The sequence below is a fragment of the Pontiella desulfatans genome, from assembly GCF_900890425.1.
GTDB classification, from domain to species: domain Bacteria; phylum Verrucomicrobiota; class Kiritimatiellia; order Kiritimatiellales; family Pontiellaceae; genus Pontiella; species Pontiella desulfatans.
The window spans coordinates 854,399-879,417 of the sequence record NZ_CAAHFG010000003.1; the positions used below are offsets into that span (position 1 = coordinate 854,399).

The following is a 25,019-nucleotide window of genomic DNA, read 5'->3' on the forward strand; positions in this document are numbered from 1 at the left end:
CGTGCCTGACGGCTGACGCAGTAAATATTATGCCTACGCCGTCCCGTATAGAATCCGGTTCCGGCGGGCTCGCGGTGGAAGGTGCTCATGATATTGTATATGAAGAGGCGACGGAACCGCTCGGCAGGGAAGGGTACGAACTCGAGGTTAAAATGCAGGGGATTACGATTCGTGCGGAAAACGATGCTGGTAAATATTATGCCCGGGTAACGCTGCGGCAACTGGTGGATCAATCGGAAAACGGAACTATTCCTTGTGTCAAAATTATCGACAAGCCGAAGTATGCCTGGCGGAGCTTCATGATCGATTCCGGCCGGCAATACCAGAAGGTGGAAACGATTAAAGGATTGCTCGACCGGATGGCCATGCTGAAAATGAACGTTTTTCATTGGCATCTGACGGAAAACGACGGCTGGCGCATTGAAATTAAAAAGTATCCAAAACTGGGCGAGGTCGGAGGGTTCGTGGCCGATGGACCGGAACAGCAGGGGTTTTATACGCAGGAGGAAATTCGTGAAATTGTCGCCTATGCCGCCGAACGGCAGATTACCATTGTTCCGGAGATTGATGTGCCCGGTCATTCGGAAGCCGCATTGAAGGCCTATCCCGAACTGACCTGTAGCGGGGAATCTCCAAAACCCGTGAAAAAAGGTTTCAGTCCATATCTGTATTGCGGCGGGCGTGAAACAACGGTGGACTTTCTCTGTGATGTTCTCGATGAAGTCTGCGCGCTGTTTCCCTCTGAATATATTCATATCGGCGGCGATGAAGCCCCGAAGTCGGAGTGGAAAAAGTGCACGCACTGCCAGGCGCGCATCAGGGAGCTTGGCCTTAAGGATGAGCATGAGCTGCAGATCGAACTGACCAACCGCTTGGCCCGTCACCTGGCTTCTAAAGGTCGGAAGGCTATCTGCTGGGGCGATGTGGTTACGCTGCCGGGACAGGAACTGGAAAAGAATATTGTGGTGCACTGGTGGAACTATCGAAAGGGAAAGGATAAGGCGTTGAAGGAAGGAATCCGGCGCGGGCTTCCCGTGATTGCCAACTCCAACTACTACACCTACCTCAATTTTCCGCAGAAGCATAAATGGAGGCAGTACAACAAAAGCCGGACCTTTGATTTCCGTACCTGCTATGAAAAGAACCCTTCCGATATTCAGAATCCGACGGATAAGCAACGTGAGGTGTTGCTGGGTATGGGTTGCTGCCTCTGGACCGACCATGGTCTGACGGAAGAATGGCTGGACCGACGCCTCTACCCCCGGATTTTTGCCATGGCGGAACAGATGTGGTCGACGGCGGAGCGTTTACCCTATGCGGAGTTCAAGGCAGGGGTATATGCGAAGCGTCCCTTGCTGGAAGCCATGGGGGTTCATGGAGACTGGGACGAGGAATATTAATTTCATCTCGTAAAACGCGAGTTTACACCTGAAAGCCCTGTATAAAGAAGGAAATGAAGAAAGAGAGTCCAAATCATATCGTAATCCCGTACGTCAATGGCGTTCCGGATCACTCGTTTTGGGGATGCGTCTCTGCGCAGGGCTTGGGGTATAGTGCCGATGTCAGCGGGGTGCCGCGTGAAACGGCGGAAGTACGGTTCGCTTGGAATGCCTGCGGTTTGTTTGTTCGTGCTGCGTTGGAGGATTCTTTTGTGGTTGCTTCGGATCGGCGCAACGAACAACTGCATTTTGAGACGGGCGATGTATTCGAACTCTTTGTAAAACCGCCGAGCGACGACTATTATTGGGAAATGTACGCCACACCCTTCGGCAATAAATCCACCCTTTTCTTTCCTCGTGAGCGCGAGGGCATGACGGTGGAAAATTTTCTGCGGGATCACAGCTTCCATGGATTGGAAGTCGCTGCGGAAATTACGGACAGCGGATGGAGTGCGGAAATGTTGGTGCCGGCCCGTGAACTGACAACATTCGGTGCAGAATGGACTGCGGGCACCGAGTGGACAGTTTTGTGCGGACGCTATAATTATAACAATGATAAACGGATGGACCCGGAGCTGAGTATGTGGCCGCGAGTCTCAAAAACGAATTATCACCTGACGGCGGAATATGCGCTGCTGGTGCTGGGGGAAGGAGAATAGGATGGATGTTGTTGAACGGGTAGGGGTGCCAATGACCACGCTGGACTGGTCAATCATCGGTGTGTTTTTTGTGATCGTGATTGGAATCGGTGTATGGCAATCGCGACAGGCGGGCAAGAGCTCTGCCGATTTTTTCCTCGGAGGCCGTGGCATGCCCTGGTGGTTGCTGGGGGTGTCGATGGTGGCCTGCACTTTTTCTGCCGACACACCGAATCTCGTTTGCGGACTCGTCCGCGAAGGGGGCGTTGCAAAAAACTGGTTCTGGTGGGCCTTTCTTATTACCGGTATGGTGACGGTGTTTATCTATGCCAAGCTTTGGCGCCGTTCCGGAGTGATGACGGACCTGGAATTCTACGAGTTGCGCTATGGCGGAAAACCAGCCTCTTTTCTGCGCGGCTTCCGGGCGGTTTATCTGGGGGTCTTTTTTAATGTGCTGATCATGGCGACCGTAACGCTGGCCATTATCAAATACGGCCAGCTCCTGTTTGGTATTCCGAAATGGCAGTGTGTGGTGTTCGGTTCGGTTGGCGTTGTCATTTATGCTACGCTAGGCGGCATCAAAGGCTGCATCTGGGCCGACTTTTTCCAGTATTCCATCGCGATGTTCGGGGCGGTCTGGGCGGCGATCCACTCCGTCAAGGAGGCTGGAATTGCCGCAACAGGTGCAGCCGAAGGTTTTGGTCTTGCCGGACTGCTGGAACATGCCAACGTTGCGGATAAACTGAATATTTTTCCGGACTTCAACGATCCCAATCTGTGGGTGCCGATGCTGCTGATGCCCCTGGCAGTGCAGTGGTGGGCGGCGTGGTATCCCGGTGCCGAGCCCGGTGGCGGGGGCTATATTGCCCAGCGTATGCTTTCAGCCAAGGATGAAAAGAATGCGGTGGGGGCAACGCTCTTCTTCAACTTCGCGCACTATGCCCTGCGCCCCTGGCCGTGGATCATCGTAGCGCTTGCATCGCTGGTGGTCTATCCCGAGGTGGCCGATATTTCCAGCACCTTCGGGCACGTCGATGAAAGCATCATCGGCCATGATATTGCCTATCCGGCGATGATCTCCAAGCTTAGTCCGGGCTTCCTCGGTCTTGTGATTGCATCAATTATTGCGGCCTACATGTCGACCATCGGTACGCACCTGAACTGGGGTTCGTCCTATGCCGTGAATGATTTCTATAAACGTTTCGTAAATAAAGAAGCGACAGAAAAAGAGATGGTGCGTATGGGCCGCATCTGCACCGTTGCGCTGATGATCCTGGCAGGGGCTTTATCGCTTGCGCTGACCGATGCCACACAGGCGTTCAACCTGCTGCTGTTGTCCGGTGCCGGTTCGGGAGCGATTTATCTGTTGCGCTGGTTCTGGTGGCGTATTAATGCCTACAGTGAAATTTTTGCGATGGTCTTCACGACCGTGGTGGCGGTCGTATTGACCTTTGCCTTTAACGGCGAGCGCGAGGCACTGCTGGATATTCAGTTCGGTGATTTTCTGCTGGCCGGCGGCAGTGTGAAATTCCTGATTGCGGTGCTTGGCACCACCATCGCCTGGATCGTCGGTACACTGGTGACGCCGCCGGAATCTGAGGATACATTACGCACGTTTTACCGTAAGTGCCAACCCGGCGGACCCGGTTGGAAAAAGCTGATTGATAAGGCGGTTTCCGAGGGAGACATGATCGACGGCGAAGAGCATGGCAAGGCCTGGGAAGTGCCGCTTGAAATTCTCTGTGTATTTATCGGCTGTGCATTTGTCTACTGCTCCCTGTTCTGTATCGGAAGTTTCATCTATGGAGCGACGGTTCGCGGCATTATATTAGGTGCAGTGGCTGCCGGTTCGGCGATCTTCCTGTTTTCAGTATGGGGTCGACTCCATACGCATGAATCGAAATCGAACAACGTATGAACTGTTCATCGGCTCTAAGGAAATCTCATGATTAAAAAAACATTAGCTGTCATTGTGCTGTTGTCGGGATATGTTCAGGCTTCGTCACGCCCTAATATCGTCTGGATTTTTTCGGATGACCATTCCTATCAAACAATCGGTGCATATGGTGGGCGGTTGCAGTCGTTAAACCCCTCGCCGAATATTGATCGGGTTGCGCGCGAAGGTATGCGTTTCGATCGTTGCTATGTGGGTAATTCCATCTGCGGCCCCAGCCGGGCCACGCTACTGACCGGTAAGCACAGTCATATGAATGGGAAATATGACAACCGGGGAAAATTCGATCACGATCAGCAGCAGTTTCAGAAGATTCTGCAACAGCATGGTTATCAGACGGTGATGGTCGGTAAGATTCACCTGAACGGAAACATGCAGGGGTTTGATTACTGGGAGGTATTGCCCGGTCAGGGAAAATATAATAATCCCGACTTCATTACGGAAGAAGGCAAGACCTCCTACGAAGGACACGTCACCGATATCACGGCCGACAAGGCGCTTGAATGGCTGAAGACCCGGCGTGATCCGGACAAACCCTTCATGCTGATGATGCATCAGAAGGCGCCGCATCGTAACTGGACCCCTGCAGAACGTCACATGGTGAAATATGCCGATATTGAGATTCCTGAACCGGATAACCTGTTTGACGATTATGCCACCCGCGGAGCCGCCGCCCACGGGCAGGACATGAGCATTGAAACCACCATGCGTATGGAAAAAGATCTCAAGGTGGGCGGGCGGTTTGCCAAGCCGGGTAGTCAGTTCTATGCGCGCAACGAGTGGTATGCCACCAATAAACCCGAAGGCAGGGATCTGGTGCGCTGGAAATATCAACTCTACATGAAAGATTTCATGCGCTGCACCTGGGGTGTGGATGAAACGGTCGGACGGTTGCTGGAGTATCTCGAAGAAACTGGACTCGATAAGAATACCGTTGTCATGTACTCCTCCGACCAGGGCTTTTATATGGGAGAACACGGCTGGTTCGATAAACGGTTTATGTACGAGGAATCCTTCCGGACACCGCTGGTGGTGCGCTGGCCGGGCGTCGTCAAGCCGGGCTCGGTGAATACAGATCTAGTGCAGAATATCGACTTTGCTGAAACGTTCCTGGATCTCGCCGGCATCGATGCGCCGGAGGATATGCAGGGGGAAAGCATTGTTCCACTGCTGAAGGGGGATGCCCCCGAGGACTGGCGCACATCACTCTATTATCATTATTACGAGTATCCCGGAGCACACAGTGTGCGCCGCCACGAGGGGGTGGCCGGTAAGCGGTTCAAACTGATTCGCTTTTATGGAAAAGATGTGCCGGACGGGGAGGAGTGGGAGTTCTATGACCTGGAGCAGGACCCGGCAGAAATGAACAATGTTTATGCCAGTTCCGAATACGCCGCGCAGATTAAAAAACTCAAGGCAGAGCTGAAACATCTGAAAGAACATTATGCCGTGCCGGATGAACCTCCGGCACAAGGGCGTGAAAAGAAAAAGGCGAACTGATGTCAAAAATTTTCATTATTGCCGGCTGTCTAACAGTTTCAGCGGGAGCCTATGCTGTTGAATGGAATGATCTGAATGTGCTTCAGGTTAACCGGGAAGCACCACGCGCCACGATGATGGCGTATCCGGATGCGGCGTCCGCCTTAGAATACGACCGAACGGCTTCTCCATGGTTCCAGTCGCTGAACGGCGAATGGAAATTTAACTGGGTGAAGAAACCGGCGGATCGTCCTGAGGATTTTTTCAAACCTTCTTATGATGTCAGCAGCTGGGATGCCATTCCGGTCCCGGCAAACTGGGAAATGGAGGGGCACGGACTGCGCTGGTATACCAATGTTCCGTATCCGTTTAAGAAAGATCCGCCGAATGCGCCGACGCAGTGGAATCCTGTCGGCTCCTACCGCCGCGAGTTCGAAGTTTCCAGTGATTGGAAAAACCGCGAAACCTATATTGTTTTCGAGGGGGTGCAGTCCGCTTTTTATCTGTGGATCAATGGCGAAAAGGTGGGCTACTCCCAAGGCAGCCGTACCCCGGCGGAATTCAATATCACGAAATATCTGAAGCCCGGAAAAAACGTGCTGGCTGTTGAGGTCTATCGCTGGAGTGACGGCTCGTATCTGGAGGGGATGGATTTCTGGCGTCTCTCCGGAATCTATCGCGATGTTTATCTTTGGAGTACAGCTGAATCTCACATCCGTGACTTTAAGGTGGTCACGGATCTGGATGATGACTATCGGGATGCCGTGCTGAACGTGCATGCGGAGCTTCAAAATCCGTCCGGATCGGTTGACGCGGCACTGGTGGACGACCGGGGAGAACTGGTTGCAAGCACCCGTATGGCGGCCGCGCCTGCGATTAATTTGCAGCTCCCGGTAAACATGCCCGCCAAATGGACGGCTGAAACCCCGAACCTGTATACCCTGCTTCTGATGCTGAAGGACCCTTCAGGAAAAACGGTTGAAGTGATCCCGCAGCGGGTTGGATTCCGTGAAGTGGAAATTATAAAGAACCGCTTCTGCCTGAACGGTATTCCGATTCTGATCAAAGGCGCCAACCGCCATGAGCATCATGCCGATACCGGACACGTGATGGATCGCGAATCCATGATCCGCGATATCCAGCTGCTCAAGGAAAACAACTTTAACGCCGTTCGCACCGCACACTATCCGAACCTGCCGATGTGGTACGATCTCTGTGACGAGTACGGCATTATGCTCTGGGACGAAGCCAATTTGGAGAGTCACGGCATGGGGTATAAGGCCGCTTCGCTGGCCAAGCAACCCGAATGGGAAACGGCTTATCTCGACCGCGTCGTACGTATGGTGGAGCGTGATAAAAACCACGCGGCTGTCATTACCTGGTCGATGGGGAATGAGGCCGGGGATGGCGATAACATGGCCACCTGTTATCAATGGATCAAGGAAAACGATCCAACCCGCCCCGTTCATTATGAACGCACGCTCATGGGACCCAATGCCGATATCGTCAATTCCATGTATGCCGCGCCGGAAAAAGTGAGGAAATATGCCGAGGGCAATGGTGAGCGGCCGTATATTCTCTGTGAGTATCAGCATGCCATGGGCAACTCCAACGGCGGTGCAAAAGAATACTGGGATCTGTTTTACGAAGATAATCCGGCTCAGGGCGGTTTTGTCTGGGACTGGATGGATCAGGGCCTGCGCGTTCCGGTTCCCGCTGCGTATGAAGGGAATATTGGTATAGGACCTGTTCGTGACACCTTTTTTGCCTACGGCGGCTGGTGGGAAGAGCAGGCCGGGGTCCGGCATGACGGAAACTTCTGTATGAACGGACTGCTTGCCGCCGACCAGACGCCGCACCCGGGACTGTTCGCTATGAAATATCAGCAACGTAATCTGCACGTAACTCCGGTCGATCTGAAAGCCGGAAAAGTGAAACTTAAAAACTGGTTCGATTTTTCATCCGCGTCGGATCTGTTGACCGGAAGCTGGACAATCGAAGCCGACGGAAAGCAGATTGCTTCCGGCGATATTGCGAATCTGGATATTCTGCCCCACGAAGAAAAAACGGTAACGCTTGATCTGCCGAAGATCCATCCGGTGCCCGGAAAAGAGTATTTCCTGACCTTTGAATTCAGGGCGTTAGAGCGCTTTCATCCTTTGGTGGAGGAGGGGCATCTGCTGGCCTGGGACCAGTTCAGGCTGCCGATCGGAAAACCAGCCGTTTATTCCGAATCTTCTGGAAAAATTAAGGTTTCTGATACCGCTTCTGCCGTCGTGTTGAAGGGCGATGACTTTGTGGTGGTTTTCGATAAAAAAACGGGCGTTCTGAGCTCGTTCAAATCGAACGGCAAAGAGCTGCTCCTGGCGGGTGGAAACGTTGAGCTGTCGCGCGCACAGAACGATAACGAACGCCGTCAGAAGCCGCCCCATAATCCGCGCTGGGATCAGGCGGGTACTAAAGCGACGGTTGAGTCGGTTAAAGTGAATGCGCTTGGCAATGGTGCGCGCGTTACGGTACGCAAACTGTTGCCGGAAGTCCGTGCCGGTTTTGCCGCGGTTTATAGCGTCTACGGCAACGGCGAAATCGTCGTTGATGTTGCGTATTATTTTGAAAATACACCGGAATTTCTAGGACCGCCATTGCGGATCGGTATGGAATGGCAATTGCCCGCAGCGTTTGAGCATATGAGCTGGTTAGGACGGGGCGGAGAAACCTATGCCGACCGCAATTTCGAGCCGGTCGGAATTTACAGCAGCACGGTTGATGATGAGTGGACGGATTATTCCCGCCCGCAGGAAAACGGAAATAAAACAGAGGTACGCTGGGCGGCCTTCACGGATACGGAAGGTAAGGGGCTGCTGATTTCCGCACAGGGTGATCCGCTGAGTATCGGCGCGCGGCATTACAGTCAGCAGACGATGCGCGACTCAAAGTACAGCTTCCAGATGGAGCGTTCCGACGGTATATTCCTGAATATCGATGCGGTCCAAAGCGGGGTGGGCGGAATAGACTCCTGGAGAACCCCCCCTATGCAGCATTACAGGCTGCGCGACAAAACCTGCCGCTATACATTCCGCATGCTGCCGCTGGCAGGAGGGGTGCATGAGACCCTGGCCCGTCGATCAGCTCATTCCCCGCCGGCTATGGATACGGTTGTTCCCGATGCCTCTCTGCTTCCGGAAATAAAACCCCGCGACAGCCGGCAGAAAGGCCGGAACAAAAAGAAGAAGAATCAATAATGAACAAGCGCGCTTTTTTCATATTCGCTGCAGCTGCCCTGCTGGTCGCCGGCGCGGTACAGGCCGGCGCCCCCAACATTGTCTGGATTATGCTGGAGGACTGGTGTCCGGATCTTTCCTGTTATGGAACCAAAGGGATTGAAACACCGGTCTGTGATCAACTGGCGGCCGAGGGGGTTCGTTACGAAAATGCCTTCTGTACGGCGCCGGTCTGTTCTACCTCACGTTCGGCCATGATGACCGGTTTTCATCAGAATTATATCGGGGCGAACCAGCATCGGACAGCGCGGAAAATGCAGCGTCCGCTGCCGGAAGGAATCAAACCGCTTCCGGTTCGTTTAAAAGAGGCGGGTTATTATACCTGTCTGTTTAAAGGACGGAAAACCGACTGTAATTTCAAAACGCCGCTGGGCTTTGACTCCACGAAGGGTTGGGGCGGCCGCGCGAAGGATCAGCCGTTCTTTGCGCAGATCACACTGGCCGGGACCCATCGTACCTGGCAGCGCGATCCGCAGCGTCCGATTGATCCGGCGGAGATCGAACTGCCGCCTTATTATGCCGATACGCCGCTGGCCCGGCGGGACTGGGCGAACGGCCTGGAGCAGATGCAGCTGTGCGACCGGGAGATCGGAGCGATTCTTAACCAACTGGAGAAGGAAGGCCTGTCGGAAAATACACTGGTGATCGTGATTGGAGACAACGGCCGCTGCCACATTCGAGGAAAGCAGTTTATGTATGATCCGGGATTGCAGGTACCGGTGATTATGCGCTGGCCGGGGGGGATTGAGCCGGGACAGATAAACCGCGGTTTAATTCAGACGATTGATATTTCCGCCACCATCCTGCAGGCAACCGGAGCGACGACCGAGACACCCCTGCACGGAAAGGACTTGCTAGGACCGGATCCGGTTAAACGAAAATATGTTTTTGCCGCACGCGACAAGATGGATGATACCCACGATGCGATGCGCATGATTCGTTCTAAAGACTATAAGTTGATTCACATTCATCCCATAGGTGGTGCTGACGGAGAGTAAAACCCCGTTTTTGTTAAGGTTTCTGATGTCCGATTCATTTAGTCAATTCCGATTTTTTGTTGAAGGTTAACCATGGTTCCGCGCTTTGTGCATATGGCTGTCCCACAGCTCTTAGACAAACCCCGGCAGATACGCCTGTTCCGGCGCACCCCGTATGCGGCCGGGCGGTTTGGCTGTCCCATAGGAATCCAGCAAGGCGGGCAGGTTCCACCGGCGCCAAAGCACCGCGCGCACAACAGTGAACTGCCGCTTGAAGCTGTGCTCCCATCCGTGCATGAACGCGAGGCAGCGCATCAGCAGGTGGACCAGCAGCCCCATCCAGATCTGCCAGCGCACGGCGTTGGCGCTGTAGCCCAGGAAGTCGGAGAGTTGGAGCGTCTGCTTGATCTCCTTGAAGAACACCTCGATGTCCCAGCGGCAACGGTAGAGTTCGGCGACCGTCCACGCGCTCCACTCCAGGTGATTGGTGATGAAGGCGATTTCGACATCCTTGCCGTTAATCTCGACCAGCGCCACGACCCGGCGCAACTCGCACGGATAGGCTTTCTTCGATGCTTCGACCACCATCTCGATGACCTCGTCGCGCAGGATGCGCTTGTGCCCGGTGGTTTCGAGGGTGCGCACCACCTTGTACTGCATGTTGTCCTTCGCCCGGCCAACCCACCAGACACCGTGCGTTGTTAGCTCGAAAAGAAGCTTGAACTTGTTGTAGGCCTTGTCGAACACGGCGATTTCACCGGGTTTGAGCTCGGCGCACAGGCTTTGGGTCATCGTGCTGTCATGGTGCTTCGCCGTGTCGATGATGGCGCACCGGGGCAGGAAGCTTTGCAGGTCGAGGCGCAGGTGGCACTTGGCCGCAGCCTTGCGGCGGCGATGCTTCGCCCAGTCCATGCAGTTGGCGACGAGCTGGATCGTGGTCGAGTCCAGCGCATGGATCGTCTTGCTGAAGCGCCGGAGGTATCCGCGCCGAACCTTGCCCTTCGCGAAGCCCGGGACTGTATCCATCAGATGCTTCATCATGCACCAGTAGAGCTCTTCGGCCATGTCCGCGTTGCGGATCTTGTTCGCGTGGCTCAGGTTGTTACGCGACGGAGGAACCGCGCCGCGGATGGTAGAGAGCGCCGCCGCGTTCATCTGGAGCGCGTCGCACACATCGTTGAGTCCGAGTGCATGGGAGAAGTGGGCGTACAGCAAAGAAACCACATGGCTCCACGGCGTGTACGTCCGGCTTTGAATGTCCACGCCATGCTTCTGCGCAAGGCTCGACACCATGTGTCCGGGAATCAGATTGCACAATTGTTTCAAGGTTGTATACCTATGTCCGGCTGGCTTGTGTTTATGTTGTTTTTTCATACCCTCCGAGTGGAGGATTTCAACGGCACATGCCAGCCTTTTTTTTCAATATCTATGGGATGACAATGAAGTTGATTCATAACCTGATGCCGGAGCGGGCCTATCTGCAGCTGAATGAATATAAGGAAAAGATGTATCCGATGCTGGCGGAGATGAATGTGTTGCATATGCAGGGTAAACTGAATCCGGCACAGGCGGCTTTCTTTGCACCGAATAAACCGGAATTCGAACTTTTCGATCTGCAGGCTGATCCGCATGAAATCAGTAACCTGGCTGATCAACCGGCTTATGCAACCGTAAAAGAAGAGTTGCTGGATGAGCTGAACCGCTGGCGGGCGTCGATAAAGGATGAGGGCGTGACAGACGCTTTTCGTAGCGGGGGGAGGCCAGCTGATTATCCGACGCGGAGCGAGGCGGAGTGGCAGGATGCCGTTACCAAGTGGGAACCGTGGGTATTCCGTGCGCCTGATGCCAAGGTGCCGCATCCCTTTTCGACGCATGGCGCCAAGAAGAACAAAGGAAAGAAACTCTGATATGAACGGCAAAATTCGAGTAAAACTTTTTCACGGTGTCGCGATGCTGCTGATGGCCGGGGGTGTTTATGCATTAAAGCCGAATGTGGTCATCATTTATGGGGATGATGTTGGGTACGGCGATGTGGGTGCGTATGGCAGTAAACTGATCCCGACGCCGAACATTGACCGGCTGGCGGCTGAAGGGCTGCGCTTTACCGATGGACATTGTTCAGCCGGCACCTGCACCCCGTCGCGCTATTCGCTGCTGACCGGTGTGCACGGTTTCCGCCACGGTGTGGCGGTACTGCCTCCCAATGCGCCGCTGACGATTTCAACGGAAGCTTTTACGCTGCCTGAACTGTTCCGGCAGGCCGGCTATACCGCCGGGGTGGTAGGGAAATGGCATTTGGGGATTGGTGCCAAAGGAACACCGGTAGATTGGAACGGCGAGGTGAAGCCGGGACCGCTGGAGATCGATTTTATTTCATCCTTTGCCGCCTTATTGGAGGAGGAGGTGCCTGCAGGTGAGGCGCTGGACAGTCGGAATATGCTCGGCGCGCTGCTGGGCAAGGATCCGGACGGTCTGCCCTTTATGATTGAAGAGGCCGAAAAACGGCGGGCGCTGCGCCGGGGGGACTGGAAATATATTTCGGCCTCGAAAGGGAAGAAAAATCGGGGTGGCGGGCCGGCAGAACTCTATAACCTTAAAAACGATCCCGGTGAAACCCGGAATGTAATTGCCGATTTTCCGGAAAAAGCGGCCGCGATGCAGGCGGAACTGAGGCAGCTGATTGAGCAGAAGGGTATTCGGAAATGAAAACGTGGATGATGGTAATGCTCTGTTGTGTCGGGACGGCTTTCGGTCGGCCTAATATAATCTATATCAATGCGGATGATCTGGGGGTGATGGATGTGGGCTTTAACAGTTCCCGTTACCATACCCCGCATATTGACCGTTTACGGGCAGAGGGGATGCTGTTTACGGAAGCCTATGCACCGGCGGCCAACTGTGCGCCGAGCCGGGCCTGTGTCATGAGCGGGCAGTATGCACCTCGGCACGGCGTCTATACCGTGGGCAATTCGGACCGGGGAAAATCGCAGCAGCGAAAGCTGGTGCCCGTCCGGAATACACTGCATTTGAATCCGGACAACCTGACCCTCGCCGGGGCGCTTCAGGCGGGGGGATATAAAACGATTCATCTGGGAAAATGGCATCTGGGTGAGGATCCGATACGGCAGGGCTTTGATGTCAATATCGGTGGAGATACCTCGGGCGGACCTTCCGGCGGCGGTTATTTTTCCCCGTTTAAAAGCGGCCCGATGAAGCCGTTCAGTGACCAATATCCAGAAGGTACCCACCGGGTGGACATTTTTTCCGACCAGGCGATCCGGTTTATGCGCGAAAATAAAGAGCATCCCTTTTTTATGCACATGGCCTATTATTCAGTGCATACCCGGCTTGAGGCAGTGCCGGAGTTTGTGGACAAGTATGAGGGCCGGCCGGTCCATGCGGTTTATGCCTCCATGATCGAAAAGATGGACGAAGGTATCGGCCGCATTCTCACGGAACTTGAAACGCTGGGGTTGAAGGAAAATACACTGGTACTGTTTTGTTCGGACAACGGGGGGATTTGCAAAATTTCCAAACAGACGCCGTTCCGGGCGGGCAAGGGGTCGTATTTTGAGGGGGGAATCCGCGAACCGCTTGTGGTTCGGTGGCCGGGAAAAGTGGCTGCGGATTCGACCTGCTCGGTGCCGGTGATCGGGACCGATTTTTATCCTACATTTCTTGAAGCGGCGGGGCTTCCGGTTCCGAAGGGAAAGGTGCTGGACGGGATAAGCCTGCTCTCGTTGCTGACCGGTCAGGATGAATTTCCCGAACGAATGCTGTTCTGGCATTTTCCGGTTTACCTGCAGGCTTATTCCGGAGTCGAGGATGATTCGCATGATCCGCTCTACCGCACCCGCCCCGGATCCGCCCTGCGCTTCGGGAAATGGAAGTTTCATGAATATTTTGAGGACGGGCGGATTGAGCTTTATGATCTGGAAGCCGATATCGGCGAGCGGAATAATCTGGCATCGCTTTATCCGGAAAAAGCCCGGGAACTTCATGCGGAGATGAAACGGTGGCGGGCGACGATGGAGGCACCGGTGCCGACGGAGTTGAACCCGAAGTATAAGCCCGGTGAGAATAAACGAAAAAAGAAGAATCAATGAAGACAATCCTTTTTACCTTATGGTGTGTCGCAACGGTCTGTTTTTCCGGCGACGTGCCGAATGTGCTGCTGATTGTGGCGGATGATCTGGGGTACAGTGACCTCTCGTGTTACGGCAATGATCGCGTGCAGACGCCCAATATCGACAAACTGGCGGAGCAGGGGATGCGCATGACCCAATTCTATGCGGCGGGGCCGGTCTGTACACCGACGCGCGCATCGATTGTTACCGGAAAATATCCGCTGCGTTACAATATTGAATCGATTTTCCGGGACCGGGGTGAATACCTGCCCGCTGGACACTCGTTGCCGCAGTTAATGAAAGATGCCGGTTATACCACGGCCCTGGTCGGAAAGTGGCATCTGGGCGGTTTGCGCCTTAAAGACCGTGAACGGCGTGATGAGGTAGATGGTCCCCACGAGCATGGCTACGAGCACTATCTCTGTCAGATCGAGGAGCATCCGCTGCGTACGGAATATTTCAAACGGGGCGATCTCTATTCCCGCGGTGGAACCTGCCTGCTGGAAAACGAGCAGCCGATGGATGAAAATCATCGATACTTTTCCATGTTCTTTACTGATATCATGGGGGAGGAAACGATTCGGCTGATTAACATCTTTAATGAACAGGATAAACCATTCTTTATTCATGCCAATTTCCAGGTTCCGCATCTGCCGCTGGAGCGCGCACCGGAACCGCACTGGAGTGCGACTGCGGAAGACGGACTTTCGGAAGAGCAACATCGGATCCGATCAATGCTGGCAAGGTTGGATTATCAGATCGGCCGCATTTTTGATGTGGTAGAGGATAACACGCTGATCATTTTCACTTCCGATAACGGGGGGCACAAATTCTCCAACAATGGGCCGTGGCGCGGAATCAAGAGTGATCTTTACGAAGGTGGCATCCGTGTGCCGTTCATCGTCTGGTGGCCGGGACATATGGAGGCGGGCAGTATCTCGGATGAACGGGGGCATAGTAACGATATTCTTCCGACGCTCTGTGCGGCGGCGGGGATCGTGCTTCCGGCCGATGAAAATTTTGATGGTCAAAATCTTCTTCCGTTGCTTGAAGGCGATTTCCTCGACCGTTCCGCCCAGCCGGAATTCTGGTATTTTGATAAAAACCAGGGACGTAAAAAGAAGAAGCCTGGGACGCTCACGGGCGCAATACGCCTTGGCGACTGGAAGCTGCTGACGGCCTATGGAGAACCGAAGGAACTCTACAACCTGACGGATGATCCGCAGGAAAAAATAAATCGTATGACCGATATGCCGGAAAAGACGGCCGAGCTGGCGGAACTGTTGGCCAACTGGCTGGCGGAGCCGCGTAACACATACAAAACCGCGAGATAGAGAGATGAAGCGAATAACATTTATCCTGCTGATGGTTTCGACTGCAATTTGCAGTCAGGCCCGGATGCCCAATATTATCTATATTCTGGCTGATGATCTGGGATACGGTGATTTAGGTTGCTACGGGCAGGAAAAGATTAAAACTCCGAATATTGATGCCCTGGCGACGCAGGGCATGCGTTTCACTCAGCACTACAGCGGACAGGCGGTTTGTGCTCCGTCGCGTTGCTCTTTCCTGACCGGGCTGCATCAGGGGCATGCCTATATCCGCAACAACAAAGAACTTCCGCATGAGGGACAGGTTCCGATTCCTGCCGATAGCTTCACGATGGCCAAGATGCTGAAGACGAAAGGGTATGCGACGGCCTGCGTCGGCAAGTGGGGTCTGGGCTATCCCGGCAGCGAGGGGGATCCGAATAACCAGGGATTCGATCTTTTCTTCGGGAACAACTGCCAGCGCCATGCCCATCAGTATTACCGCGACTATCTTTGGCGCAACCAGGGAAAGGTGATGTATCCTGACAACAGGGATATCGAAGGGCCGAATTACAGTGCTGATGAAATGCGAAAGGAGGCGTTGGCTTTCATGGAGCAAAATAAGGATCAGGCTTTTTTCCTCTATTATGCCTCTCCAATCCCGCACGTATCGCTGCAGGTGCCGGATGAGACACTGAAGGAGTATGAAGGTCTATGGCCCGAAACGCCCTTTAAGGGCGCCTATAAACCCGCTACGGGTAAAGGCTATACCGGACACAAGACGCCGCGCGCCGCTTACGCCGCGATGGTCTCGCATATGGACCGCAATATCGGCATGCTTATGAATAAGCTCGATGAACTCGGAATTGCGGATCAGACGTTGATTATCTTTACAAGCGATAACGGGGCTACCTATGCGGGTGGTGCAGATCCAAAATTTTTCGATGGAACGGCCGGGCTGCGCGGGTTGAAGGGCTCGCATTATGAGGGCGGTCTTCGCGTTCCGTTCATTGCCAAATGGCCCGGAAAAATTCCGGCCGGCACAACCAACGAACATGTATCCGCTTTCTGGGATATGCTTCCGACATTTGCGGAAATTACCGATGCCGAAGTACCGGTCAAGGTTGACGGCATCAGCATGCTGCCGTCAATGACCGGAAAACCTCAGAAGGCGCACGATTTTCTGTACTGGGAATTTAATGCAAAAAACTACAACGGCGGTCAGGTTACAGTTCGTATGGGCGACTGGAAGGGGATCAAAACCCAGCAGCTCAGCTCAGGAAAACGGAATAAAAAGAATAAAAGTAAAACGCCGCATGTTCCCGGAAAAATGCAGCTCTATAATCTGAAAACGGATCCTTTTGAAAAAAACAATATCGCCGATCGACATCCGGAAGTGGTCGCGCAGATCGAAGCCATTATCAAACGGGAACATACACCATCTGTTTTGTTCCCTTTCGAAACCCTTGATTAAACGTGGAGTAGACATGAAATCATTAATTGCTATGACAGCCTTTGCCGTTACCACTGCTTTTGCAGCCCCCGCCCTGATTCCCCAACCCGTGGATATGAAAGAGACGGGAGGAACGTTTGAACTTAAACCCGCTGCAGTGATCACCTATGCCGATGCCGCGGCCAAACCGACGGCTGTATTGCTGGCCGAACAGCTTCGGCCTGCAACAGGCTTTGAACTGCCGGTCAGGCCGGGAACCGAGGGTGATATTGTTTTCGAGGTCCGCAAAAAAGAATCGCTTGGGAAAGATGGATACGAATTTGTGGCCGGAGATTCGGTCATTATTCGGGCCGCATCGCCGGCGGGCCTGTTTTATGGGGCACAAACGCTGCGGCAGTTGCTGCCGCCGGAAATTTACTCCCGGACGCAGATATCCAGGGATTGGAACATGCCTACGGTTGAAATTCGTGATGTTCCCCGGTTCGCATGGCGCGGGTTGATGCTGGATGCCAGTCGGTACTTTATGCCGAAGGAGGATGTTCTTAAATTTATCGATACGATGTCTATCTTTAAGTTGAATACCCTTCATTGGCACCTTACGGATGATCAGGGCTGGCGGATAGAAATTAAAAAATATCCCGAGCTGACTGAGGTCGGAGCATGGCGGGATAGTACGGTGATCGGGCATGCCCGGGAAAATCGAAAAAAACTGAATCTGGACGGCGTCCGCCACGGGGGCTTTTACACGCAGGACGATATCCGTGAAATCGTGGCCTATGCGGCGGCGCGCCATATCACCATTGTTCCGGAGATCGATATGCCGGGCCATATGCAGGCCGCTATAGCGGCGTATCCGGAACTGGGCTGTATCGATGAGGACGTTTCCGTGAAGCCGATGTGGGGCATCAGCCAGATCATCCTGAACCCGGAAGAGTCCACGCTGCAGTTCTGTAAGGATGTCTTGATGGAGGTGATGGAACTGTTTCCTTCCGAGTTCATTCATATCGGCGGCGACGAAGCCAAGAAAAATCAATGGGAGTCCAGTGAACGCATCCAGCAACTGCGCGAGGAACGTGGTTTGGAGGATATGCATGAAATGCAGAGCTGGTTCATCAAGCAAATGGATGATTTCCTGGTGGAAAACGGGCGGCGCCTGATCGGTTGGGATGAGATTGCCGAGGGCGGACTGGCTCAAAATGCGGCGGTGATGTGGTGGCGCGGTAAGAAAGGACGAGCGGGAACGGAGATTGCAAAAAAAGCGGCCCAGGATGGGCACGATCTTGTGATTGCCTCCAACAGCCATCTCTATTTTGACTATTACCAGGCCAAGGATAAAAAGAATGAACCGCTTGCCATCGGTAACTTCCTTTCCTTGGAAACCGTCTATAGGTTTAACCCGGTTATGGAAGGGCTGACGGAGCAGGAAGCCGAACGTATTTTAGGGGTTCAGGGACAGCTCTGGCGTGAGTATATGCCGACGACCGAGCAGGTTGAGTATATGGCATTTCCGCGTGCGCTTGCACTGGCGGAGCTGGCCTGGTTGCCGGAAGAACAGAAGGATTTTGTGCCATTTGTGGAGCGCGTCACGGAGCAGGAAAAGCGGTTTAATGTAATGGGTGTGAATTATCGCCCAGTGAAAACAAAATAGATAATGCTCTGTTCGGGCAAGCATTCGATGCATGATTTTATTTTGCATAAAAAAAGAAACGAAGCCTACTCATTTGACGGTATGTGGTTTATTGTGTCCCCGTTATGAATGAGGAAACAAAGGGTACCTATCGCACACGGATGACGCTGCTGCAGAAGATGCAGAAACAGTATGATGAGAAGGCCTGGCAGGAGTTTGTGGATTCCTACAGCGGCTACATTTATACCATTATCAACAGCATGAATATTGCATCAAGTGATGCGGATGATCTGCGCCAGCAGATTTTTCTGAAGCTGTGGAAAAAGCTGCCGGATGTGGATCTGAATAAAATGACGCGCTTCCGGAGTTATCTGGCGGTGGTGGTCCGGAACTGCGTGAAGGATTTTCTGCGTAAAAAACAAAGGGATACCAACCGGTCCGATAAACTGGTGGATTCCGACTCCGAACTGACGGACTCTATTTCACTTCCGGATATCGATGGAATTATTGAGCGGGAATGGAGCAATTATGTGGCGGCCCTGGCGTTTAAAAATATTGCCCAATATTTTTCTTCCGATGCGATGAAGCTTTTTGACGAATCCTTGAAGGGCAGGGATATTAAAGTGATTGCTGAAGAGCTGGGCATGCCCTTGAGTACCGCATATCGCCTGAAAAGTCGGGTTAAAGACAGTCTGATGGATGAAATTTCCGCACTGAATGAATATATGGGATAATCCTTCAACGGGTCAGAAAATGAGAGCGGATCATGAAGCACTTGGATGAAGAGTCGCCGGATTTCAGGAACCTGGGTTCCCGGATCAATGATTTTCTGGATTCAGATCCGAAAGCGGACGAGGAATCAGAGCACGCGGGATCCGCACCCATTCTTCAATCGCTGGACGAATCCCGCTACCATTTTACCAACGAAGAGTTTCTGGTGGCGGGCGGTGCCAAAAAAATCTCGAGGGTCTATGACTCCCATTCCGGCCGTCACGTGGCCATGGCCAATCCGCTTCGCTGGAAAACCGAGTCGGAAAAGGAGGAGTTTCTGCGCGAAGCCCAGCTGACGGCCAAGCTGCAGCATCCGAATATTCTGCCGATTCATGAAGTCGGCCTGAACAGCGCGGGTGAACCCTATTTTATTATGCGCCTGCTCGAGGGCGAGGAGCTGAAAAATATTGTTCGGGAGCGTACGGCCGGGAATGAGGACTATCTTCAGCGTTTTGATCTGGATACACTGCTGGAAATATACCTGAAAGTCTGCGATGCCGTCATTTATGCCCATTCCCGGGGGGTACTTCATCTGGATCTTAAACCGGCCAATATCATGGTCGGTCGGTATGGATTGGTCACCTTGTTTGACTGGGGCCTGGCCCGGGTGGTGGGGGATGATGGAACGGTGATGATTGATCAGTCCGCGGAGGAGTTTGATCCGGACCTGCTGAATAATGTAACGCACTCCGGCATGTTAAAAGGAACACCGGGATATATGGCCCCGGAGCAGGTAACGGATTACGGGCAGGTTTGCGCCCGTACGGACGTCTATGCCCTGGGGGCGATTCTCTATTTTATTCTGACCGGTACCATTCCGGTCAGTGGCACCCACGCGGAAGAAGTAATTGAAAATACGGTTGCAGGAAATATCGTACGTCCCCGGATGCGGCGTCCCAATCGCAATATTCCAACCAGCCTGGGAGCCGTGGCCATGAAAGCCCTGCAATTGGAAACCCGCGACCGCTATGCCAGTGTCCAGGCGCTGCATGATGAAGTTACGCGCTATCTGCGCGGCTTCGCACCGGCGGCGGAAAATGCCCACATTTTAAAACGTTCACAGCTGTTCATGCGCCGGCACAGTAAAATGGTATTCACGCTGATGATGTTCGGTATGGTGCTGACTGTGGTCATTGCCGTTTTACTTGCGCGCGTTTCCGTTCAGCGCAGTCAGGCCCTGACGGCTAAACGCGAGGCCATCCATAATCTGGCGCTGTATAAAGAGGAAACAAAAACCTCGCAGAAACTCTATACCGATGTGCAGTCCTTTTTTGTGAATTCGATTATGCGGGGTGATATCTGGAACTATAGCCTCATGCGCCGCATGGTGAACAATGAATTGCAAAAGCCGGACCTGGATGAGAAATACCGCAAACAGTTATTCCAGATGAAAGCATATCTGCATTTCATCAATGAAGAGTTTAGCGCGGCGGTTCAGGCTTTCGATCAGGCGAAATTTGATCAGAAGAATAATCTGTATAAACAGTGTCTATACTTCTTGGAGATCAAGCCGGATGACCAGCAACTTCTGGAACCGGCACATTTTTCTGAATTACTGGATATGCCGTATCGGAATACCTTGTTCCGTAAGAATATTTTATCCCGGTGTTATGAGCGGCACATGGCTCGGGCGGAAAGGTTGACGCCGCAGGAATACCTGCCGATTGCCATTGCGATCCTCAACCTGACCAATGATACGCTCGGCTGGGGCGATCATGTGAAACTGGAGCCTCGGGAGGGGGGGCATCATTTGAATCTGAGGAATGCGCCCTATCACACCTTACGGCTTACAGAAACCCGTTGGGGTCAGGGGGCCAGTATTCTGCTGCCATTGGATCTTGTTTCGCTGGATTTGAGCGGTTCGCATATTCATGAGTTCCACGGGTTGAAGCTGCAGGATCGGTTTGAAGAGCTCATTCTGCTGGGATTGAAGTTTTATGATCCGGAACCCAACACCTATTGGTTGGGAAAAATTCCTATGGAGCGTCTGGTCATTACGGCAGGGGCCATACCTAGATATCATCTGGAACGCTTTCCTCAACACATTGAAGTGATCGAAATTCCGCAAGGCCGTACCTATCCCTGACCGATAGAAACAGCTGCGGTGTTCCATTAATTTGAGAAACTTCCTGTTCATAGGCGTTTCTATGGTAATCAGGCCCATATACGGCCTGGTCAACCCTGGAAAAGAGGCCTATGAAAAAACGTTTATTACTAGCGATTCCTGTTCTTGTCGGTGCTGTTTTTGCTGAAGAATACTATGTTGCGACCAACGGGGTGAATGCGCTGCCGGGCGGTACCCTGGCAGCCCCGTTTGCGACCATTCAATATGGGGTTGATCAGCTCGATGCAGGCGATACGCTGACTATCCGGGGTGGCCGTTATCATGAAGGTGTGATCATTTCCGATTTGAATGGAAGTCTATCCGGAAGTGTCGATTGGTCCGGAGGAGTGGGCTGGGACGGCGACTGGATATTGGGCATCAATACCGCTTCAGGATCATCGGGCGGAAACACAGCGGTCAGAATGGTGAAGGCGGGGTCCATGACCCGCACCCTGTCGACTGGTGTTTCCGGTTCTGCACTCTCGTTTAAATGGGATATTGATTCGTTTAATAATGCTTCGGATGTCGCTTCTGCAGAAGTTTTTGATGGGGCGTGGCATACCGTCTGGAGTATGGATAATGCGGGTAATTCCGGAGATGGCAACGATTCGCCGGATAACCTACAGACCGAGATCATCTCTCTAGCTGCATATGGCACGGTTTCGCAGATTCGCTTCAGCATGAGTGCCAGTACAGGAACCGGAGACTATTTCTTTATTGATGACGTTCAGATTGGATCGGCTTTTCATGATTTTGAAGGGGCTGGTGGAGCGGGAATCATTATCCGTAATTATGCAGAGGAACAGGTGATCATTGATGGAACTATTCCGATCGTCGGTGCCTGGAGCCCGGTCTCGAACGGCATTTATAAAACCTCCGTTTCAACCGATATCTGGCAATTGTTTGTGGATGATGAAATGCAGACTTCTGCGCGTTGGCCGGATGCCGAGGCATGGACGGAGGCAATGTGGGATAAAGACGACCACTGGATTCAGCAGGATGCACCCAGTACCGACGGCACCTTTATTGATGAAGCCGGCGGACCTGAGCTGGCGGCTTCCGGAAAAGATTTTTCCGGGGCAATCGCCATCATGAACACGGGCTCCTGGCTGTCGTTTGCCCGAGAGGTGACGGGGCATTCTGCGGGAAGCAACACCTTTACTTATGCACCTATCGGGAATCAGTATCATCATAAAATTATCAATGGTGCGGCATTCTTTGAGGCTTCCTATGCCTGTCTGAGCACAAACAGGGAATGGTTTTACAATGCATTAACCGATGAACTGTTTCTGATTCCGGACGACGGGGTTAATCCCTCAGGCAGGGAGATTCGCGGAAAGACCCTGACGTACGGTCTGGATATATCCAATTCACAGAACATTGCGGTACGGGGTATCGATTTTTTCGCCTGTACCTTTAAGGTCGATACCTCCGATTCAATCACGATTGAAGATGCTGATGTGCTTTTTCCTAGCTATTCGAAACGTATGCTCGGCAGCACAGCAAAAGCGGAGGCCACATTTTTTGATGGCGATGGCAACCAATTGCGTAATTGCACCTTCCAATATGCCGATGGAGCGGGCATTGAATTTGTCGGCGACGGCGGCCTGATTGAAAACTGTCTCTTTTATCAAATCGACTACAGCTGTGTTGGAACATTGCATGATGTCATGGTGAATATCCGCAATGCATCGAATCTGACCTTTCGTCAGAATACCCTGGATACCGGAGGTAATTCGGTTGGCATTAAAGGAGGTCCCGCAAGTGTTTTCGAACTGAACCGGGTGACGAATCAGGGGATGCTGCAGCACGACGGTTCCGCTATTCAGACCGATGCCGACTATACCGACGGCACCATTATGCAGCAAAACTGGGTTCATGATCATATCAAGTTTGCATTGCGTTTTGATTCTCCCTGGCTGGACCCGGCGGTATACGGAACCAACGGGGTGATGCGTTATAACGTGCTTTGGAATACCCAGCCCATGGTCCCGAAGGGGGACTATCATCATATTTATAACAACACCGGATTTGATAATGATGTGGTCGATATTTCGATTTTTTCCGATGTCACCCATGGCGGGGTTAATTCCAATACGGTGACGCGCAACAATGCCGTCAACCTGATCAGCGGCAGTCGGTCGGCGGCCGAGCCTTATCCGGGTATCGCGGATCATAACTGGTCGGGCAGCGAAGTGAAAAATGAACTTGTTGATCCGGCTCAATGGGATTTTCGGCCTGCCGTCGGTTCAGCGTTGATTGATGCAGGGACTAATGTTCCGGGACAGGTATCAGGTTACGTTGGTGTTGCGCCGGATATGGGCGCCTACGAATTTGGAAGCACCAATTACTGGATTCCCGGTTTTATTCCGGCGCAGGCCGGCATGCCGATTCCAAACCTTGGAAGCGTGAATCAGCTCGAAGGCCGTGAACTGATTTTTCAACCGGGCTACGGGGCGGTCAGCGTTAAGGTCTATTTCGGAACCAATGCCGCAACGCTCCCAATGCTTGGGCATTTTCCGGCCGCACACAACGTGATTGATCCGCGTGATCATGGCGTTATACCGCAGGGGAATACCGAGTATTATTGGCGGGTCGATACCGTGCTTTCGAATAATTCGGAAATTGCAGGTGAGGTCTGGAATTATACCACTGCCGATTATACCCCGACGGCGCCCGGCGTTGTTTTTTCTGATGATTTTGAGTCCTATATCCCGGGGTCCTCGCCGGCATCGAGCAACTGGGCCACGCAGATCACACTGGGTTCCGGAAGCATTCTGGTGGCCGAAAAGGGGGCGAGTCAGGTTGTTCGTTTGAACAACGCGTCAACCGTCGATGATCGCACCGTGCTTGGGGCGACCGATGTATTTCCGGAAGAAGGACTGATTACGCTCAGTTTTGACAGCTTTCATGATGGAGCGATTTCCATGACCGGACCCATGTCGCTTTCGGCCGGAATCGACAGCATCAGCAGCCATCTCAACCAGGCGCGGAAGGTCAGCCTGGCTCCGTACATTGCCACGAATATCTGGCATCATTTTGACTGGGTCGTCAATCAAAGCGGTGCGGCTGTCGTGTATACGGTGGATGGGATTACCCATTCCGTTGCGAACGGCAGTGCCGATCTTTGGCAGGATGGATCGCTGGTTGTTGACAACGGCATCGACAAACCAGGGAATGGCAATGTTCTGACCGATACCACGAAGGTGGACAGTTTTGGCTGGACGGTCAATAAGGCGGATGCCGCCGATTGGTATATGGATAATGTCGAGGTTCGGAACTACGCCTATGCGGAATACACCGCTCAAACTCCGCTCGAGGACTGGATGGCCATTTACGGTCTATCCGATCCGATGGCTGATCCTGATAGCGATGGACTGAATACGTTAAGCGAATTTGCTATGGGGGGTAATCCTACAAACGGCGCAGATATCGGGTATGAATCGATTTTGGACAACCGCTCCGATCCGATGGTTTTCGTATATCCGCGCCGGCTCAATGCAGGACTAGTGTACTGGCTCGAAACCTCAACCAACCTGGTTTCCAATGTCTGGACGAACGGAGGATACACCGAGCTTCCTGCAACAGGAATGCTGGATCCGGAGTTTGAATCGGTGACCAATGAGGTCCCCGTTATTCTGCCTCAAACCTTCATCCGACTGATGATTGATCCCGTTCCATAATTATTTTCATTCGAAATGAGAAGCCCGCAGACGAGTGGCGTTTCTAGGTTGGATTGCTTGACTTCATAAACACACAGAGGAGTGATAAATGAAATTATTCAGTACATTAAGTTTAATTGCAGGGACGATGCTTATTGCAGGAACCACTCAGGGAGCGGTTTTAGCCAGTGAGGATT

General features: G+C 52.9%; 16 protein-coding genes. 15 read left to right on the plus strand and 1 reads right to left on the minus strand.

All coding sequences use genetic code 11. The features are described from left to right. Window positions 1-29 precede the first annotated feature (29 nt). The 6 genes from E9954_RS24295 to E9954_RS24320 are packed head-to-tail and all read left to right on the plus strand — an operon-like array spanning window position 30 to window position 9,789. Window positions 30-1,400, plus strand: coding sequence for a beta-N-acetylhexosaminidase (locus E9954_RS24295; protein ID WP_168442569.1), 1,371 nt, complete (start codon window positions 30-32; stop codon window positions 1,398-1,400). Between the two features lie 53 nt (window positions 1,401-1,453). Beyond that, window positions 1,454-2,098 carry a carbohydrate-binding family 9-like protein gene (locus tag E9954_RS24300; RefSeq protein ID WP_136081870.1) on the plus strand — a complete coding sequence of 215 codons (645 nt, stop codon included), beginning with the start codon at window positions 1,454-1,456 and terminating at the stop codon, window positions 2,096-2,098. Between the two features lies 1 nt (window position 2,099). Then, window positions 2,100-3,995, plus strand: a complete 1,896-nt coding sequence (locus tag E9954_RS24305; protein ID WP_222847298.1) for a sodium:solute symporter family protein — start codon at window positions 2,100-2,102, stop codon at window positions 3,993-3,995. Between the two features lie 27 nt (window positions 3,996-4,022). Beyond that, entirely contained in the window at window positions 4,023-5,531 is a 1,509-nt protein-coding gene (locus E9954_RS24310) for a sulfatase family protein (protein WP_136081871.1), read from the plus strand. After that, the gene (locus E9954_RS24315) at window positions 5,531-8,752 is read left to right on the plus strand and encodes a glycoside hydrolase family 2 TIM barrel-domain containing protein (RefSeq protein ID WP_136081872.1); all 3,222 of its coding nucleotides are present in this window, start codon (window positions 5,531-5,533) and stop codon (window positions 8,750-8,752) included. The genes E9954_RS24310 and E9954_RS24315 overlap by 1 nt, the downstream gene beginning before the upstream one ends. Continuing rightward, window positions 8,752-9,789, plus strand: coding sequence for a sulfatase family protein (locus tag E9954_RS24320; RefSeq protein ID WP_136081873.1), 1,038 nt, complete (start codon window positions 8,752-8,754; stop codon window positions 9,787-9,789). The genes E9954_RS24315 and E9954_RS24320 overlap by 1 nt, the downstream gene beginning before the upstream one ends. 111 nt (window positions 9,790-9,900) lie before the next feature. On the opposite strand, the gene E9954_RS24325 is transcribed toward E9954_RS24320, so the two are convergent. After that, window positions 9,901-11,142 (minus strand): IS4 family transposase, encoded by a 1,242-nt coding sequence (locus tag E9954_RS24325; RefSeq protein WP_136081874.1) that lies wholly within the window; start codon window positions 11,140-11,142, stop codon window positions 9,901-9,903. Between the two features lie 65 nt (window positions 11,143-11,207). Here E9954_RS24325 and E9954_RS24330 point away from each other — a divergent pair, with 65 nt between their 5' ends. From E9954_RS24330 to E9954_RS24370, 9 genes are all read left to right on the plus strand, one after another. Further along, complete coding sequence (locus E9954_RS24330) at window positions 11,208-11,675, plus strand: sulfatase/phosphatase domain-containing protein (RefSeq protein WP_222847299.1); 468 nt, start codon at window positions 11,208-11,210, stop codon at window positions 11,673-11,675. A gap of 1 nt (window position 11,676) precedes the next feature. Then, on the plus strand, window positions 11,677-12,474 hold the full coding sequence (locus tag E9954_RS24335) for a sulfatase family protein (protein ID WP_136081876.1): 798 nt from the start codon (window positions 11,677-11,679) through the stop codon (window positions 12,472-12,474). Beyond that, window positions 12,471-13,874, plus strand: a complete 1,404-nt coding sequence (locus E9954_RS24340) for a sulfatase (protein ID WP_136081877.1) — start codon at window positions 12,471-12,473, stop codon at window positions 13,872-13,874. The genes E9954_RS24335 and E9954_RS24340 overlap by 4 nt, the downstream gene beginning before the upstream one ends. Beyond that, window positions 13,871-15,229, plus strand: a complete 1,359-nt coding sequence (locus E9954_RS24345) for a sulfatase-like hydrolase/transferase (RefSeq protein WP_136081878.1) — start codon at window positions 13,871-13,873, stop codon at window positions 15,227-15,229. Before E9954_RS24340 ends, E9954_RS24345 begins: the two co-directional genes overlap by 4 nt. A 4-nt stretch (window positions 15,230-15,233) precedes the next feature. After that, window positions 15,234-16,679, plus strand: a complete 1,446-nt coding sequence (locus E9954_RS24350; RefSeq protein ID WP_136081879.1) for an arylsulfatase — start codon at window positions 15,234-15,236, stop codon at window positions 16,677-16,679. Between the two features lie 13 nt (window positions 16,680-16,692). Beyond that, entirely contained in the window at window positions 16,693-18,306 is a 1,614-nt protein-coding gene (locus E9954_RS24355) for a beta-N-acetylhexosaminidase (protein ID WP_136081880.1), read from the plus strand. Window positions 18,307-18,410: 104 nt separating this feature from the next. Beyond that, entirely contained in the window at window positions 18,411-19,019 is a 609-nt protein-coding gene (locus E9954_RS24360; RefSeq protein ID WP_136081881.1) for an RNA polymerase sigma factor, read from the plus strand. Between the two features lie 32 nt (window positions 19,020-19,051). After that, a complete protein-coding gene (locus E9954_RS24365; RefSeq protein WP_136081882.1) occupies window positions 19,052-21,142 on the plus strand; it encodes a serine/threonine protein kinase in 2,091 nt (696 codons plus the stop codon). A 110-nt stretch (window positions 21,143-21,252) separates the two neighbouring features. Beyond that, entirely contained in the window at window positions 21,253-24,843 is a 3,591-nt protein-coding gene (locus tag E9954_RS24370) for a right-handed parallel beta-helix repeat-containing protein (RefSeq protein ID WP_136081883.1), read from the plus strand. Window positions 24,844-25,019 lie beyond the last annotated feature (176 nt).

Coding starts and splice junctions, on each gene's coding strand:
- E9954_RS24340 (WP_136081877.1), top strand. CDS start 12,471: ATGAAAACGTGGATGATGGTAATGCTCTGTTGTGTCGGGACGGCTTTC.
- E9954_RS24365 (WP_136081882.1), top strand. CDS start 19,052: ATGAAGCACTTGGATGAAGAGTCGCCGGATTTCAGGAACCTGGGTTCC.
- E9954_RS24370 (WP_136081883.1), top strand. CDS start 21,253: ATGAAAAAACGTTTATTACTAGCGATTCCTGTTCTTGTCGGTGCTGTT.
- E9954_RS24300 (WP_136081870.1), top strand. CDS start 1,454: ATGAAGAAAGAGAGTCCAAATCATATCGTAATCCCGTACGTCAATGGC.
- E9954_RS24335 (WP_136081876.1), top strand. CDS start 11,677: ATGAACGGCAAAATTCGAGTAAAACTTTTTCACGGTGTCGCGATGCTG.
- E9954_RS24295 (WP_168442569.1), top strand. CDS start 30: ATGCCTACGCCGTCCCGTATAGAATCCGGTTCCGGCGGGCTCGCGGTG.
- E9954_RS24330 (WP_222847299.1), top strand. CDS start 11,208: ATGAAGTTGATTCATAACCTGATGCCGGAGCGGGCCTATCTGCAGCTG.
- E9954_RS24315 (WP_136081872.1), top strand. CDS start 5,531: ATGTCAAAAATTTTCATTATTGCCGGCTGTCTAACAGTTTCAGCGGGA.
- E9954_RS24310 (WP_136081871.1), top strand. CDS start 4,023: ATGATTAAAAAAACATTAGCTGTCATTGTGCTGTTGTCGGGATATGTT.
- E9954_RS24345 (WP_136081878.1), top strand. CDS start 13,871: ATGAAGACAATCCTTTTTACCTTATGGTGTGTCGCAACGGTCTGTTTT.
- E9954_RS24320 (WP_136081873.1), top strand. CDS start 8,752: ATGAACAAGCGCGCTTTTTTCATATTCGCTGCAGCTGCCCTGCTGGTC.
- E9954_RS24350 (WP_136081879.1), top strand. CDS start 15,234: ATGAAGCGAATAACATTTATCCTGCTGATGGTTTCGACTGCAATTTGC.
- E9954_RS24360 (WP_136081881.1), top strand. CDS start 18,411: ATGAATGAGGAAACAAAGGGTACCTATCGCACACGGATGACGCTGCTG.
- E9954_RS24325 (WP_136081874.1), bottom strand. CDS start 11,142: ATGAAAAAACAACATAAACACAAGCCAGCCGGACATAGGTATACAACC.
- E9954_RS24355 (WP_136081880.1), top strand. CDS start 16,693: ATGAAATCATTAATTGCTATGACAGCCTTTGCCGTTACCACTGCTTTT.
- E9954_RS24305 (WP_222847298.1), top strand. CDS start 2,100: ATGGATGTTGTTGAACGGGTAGGGGTGCCAATGACCACGCTGGACTGG.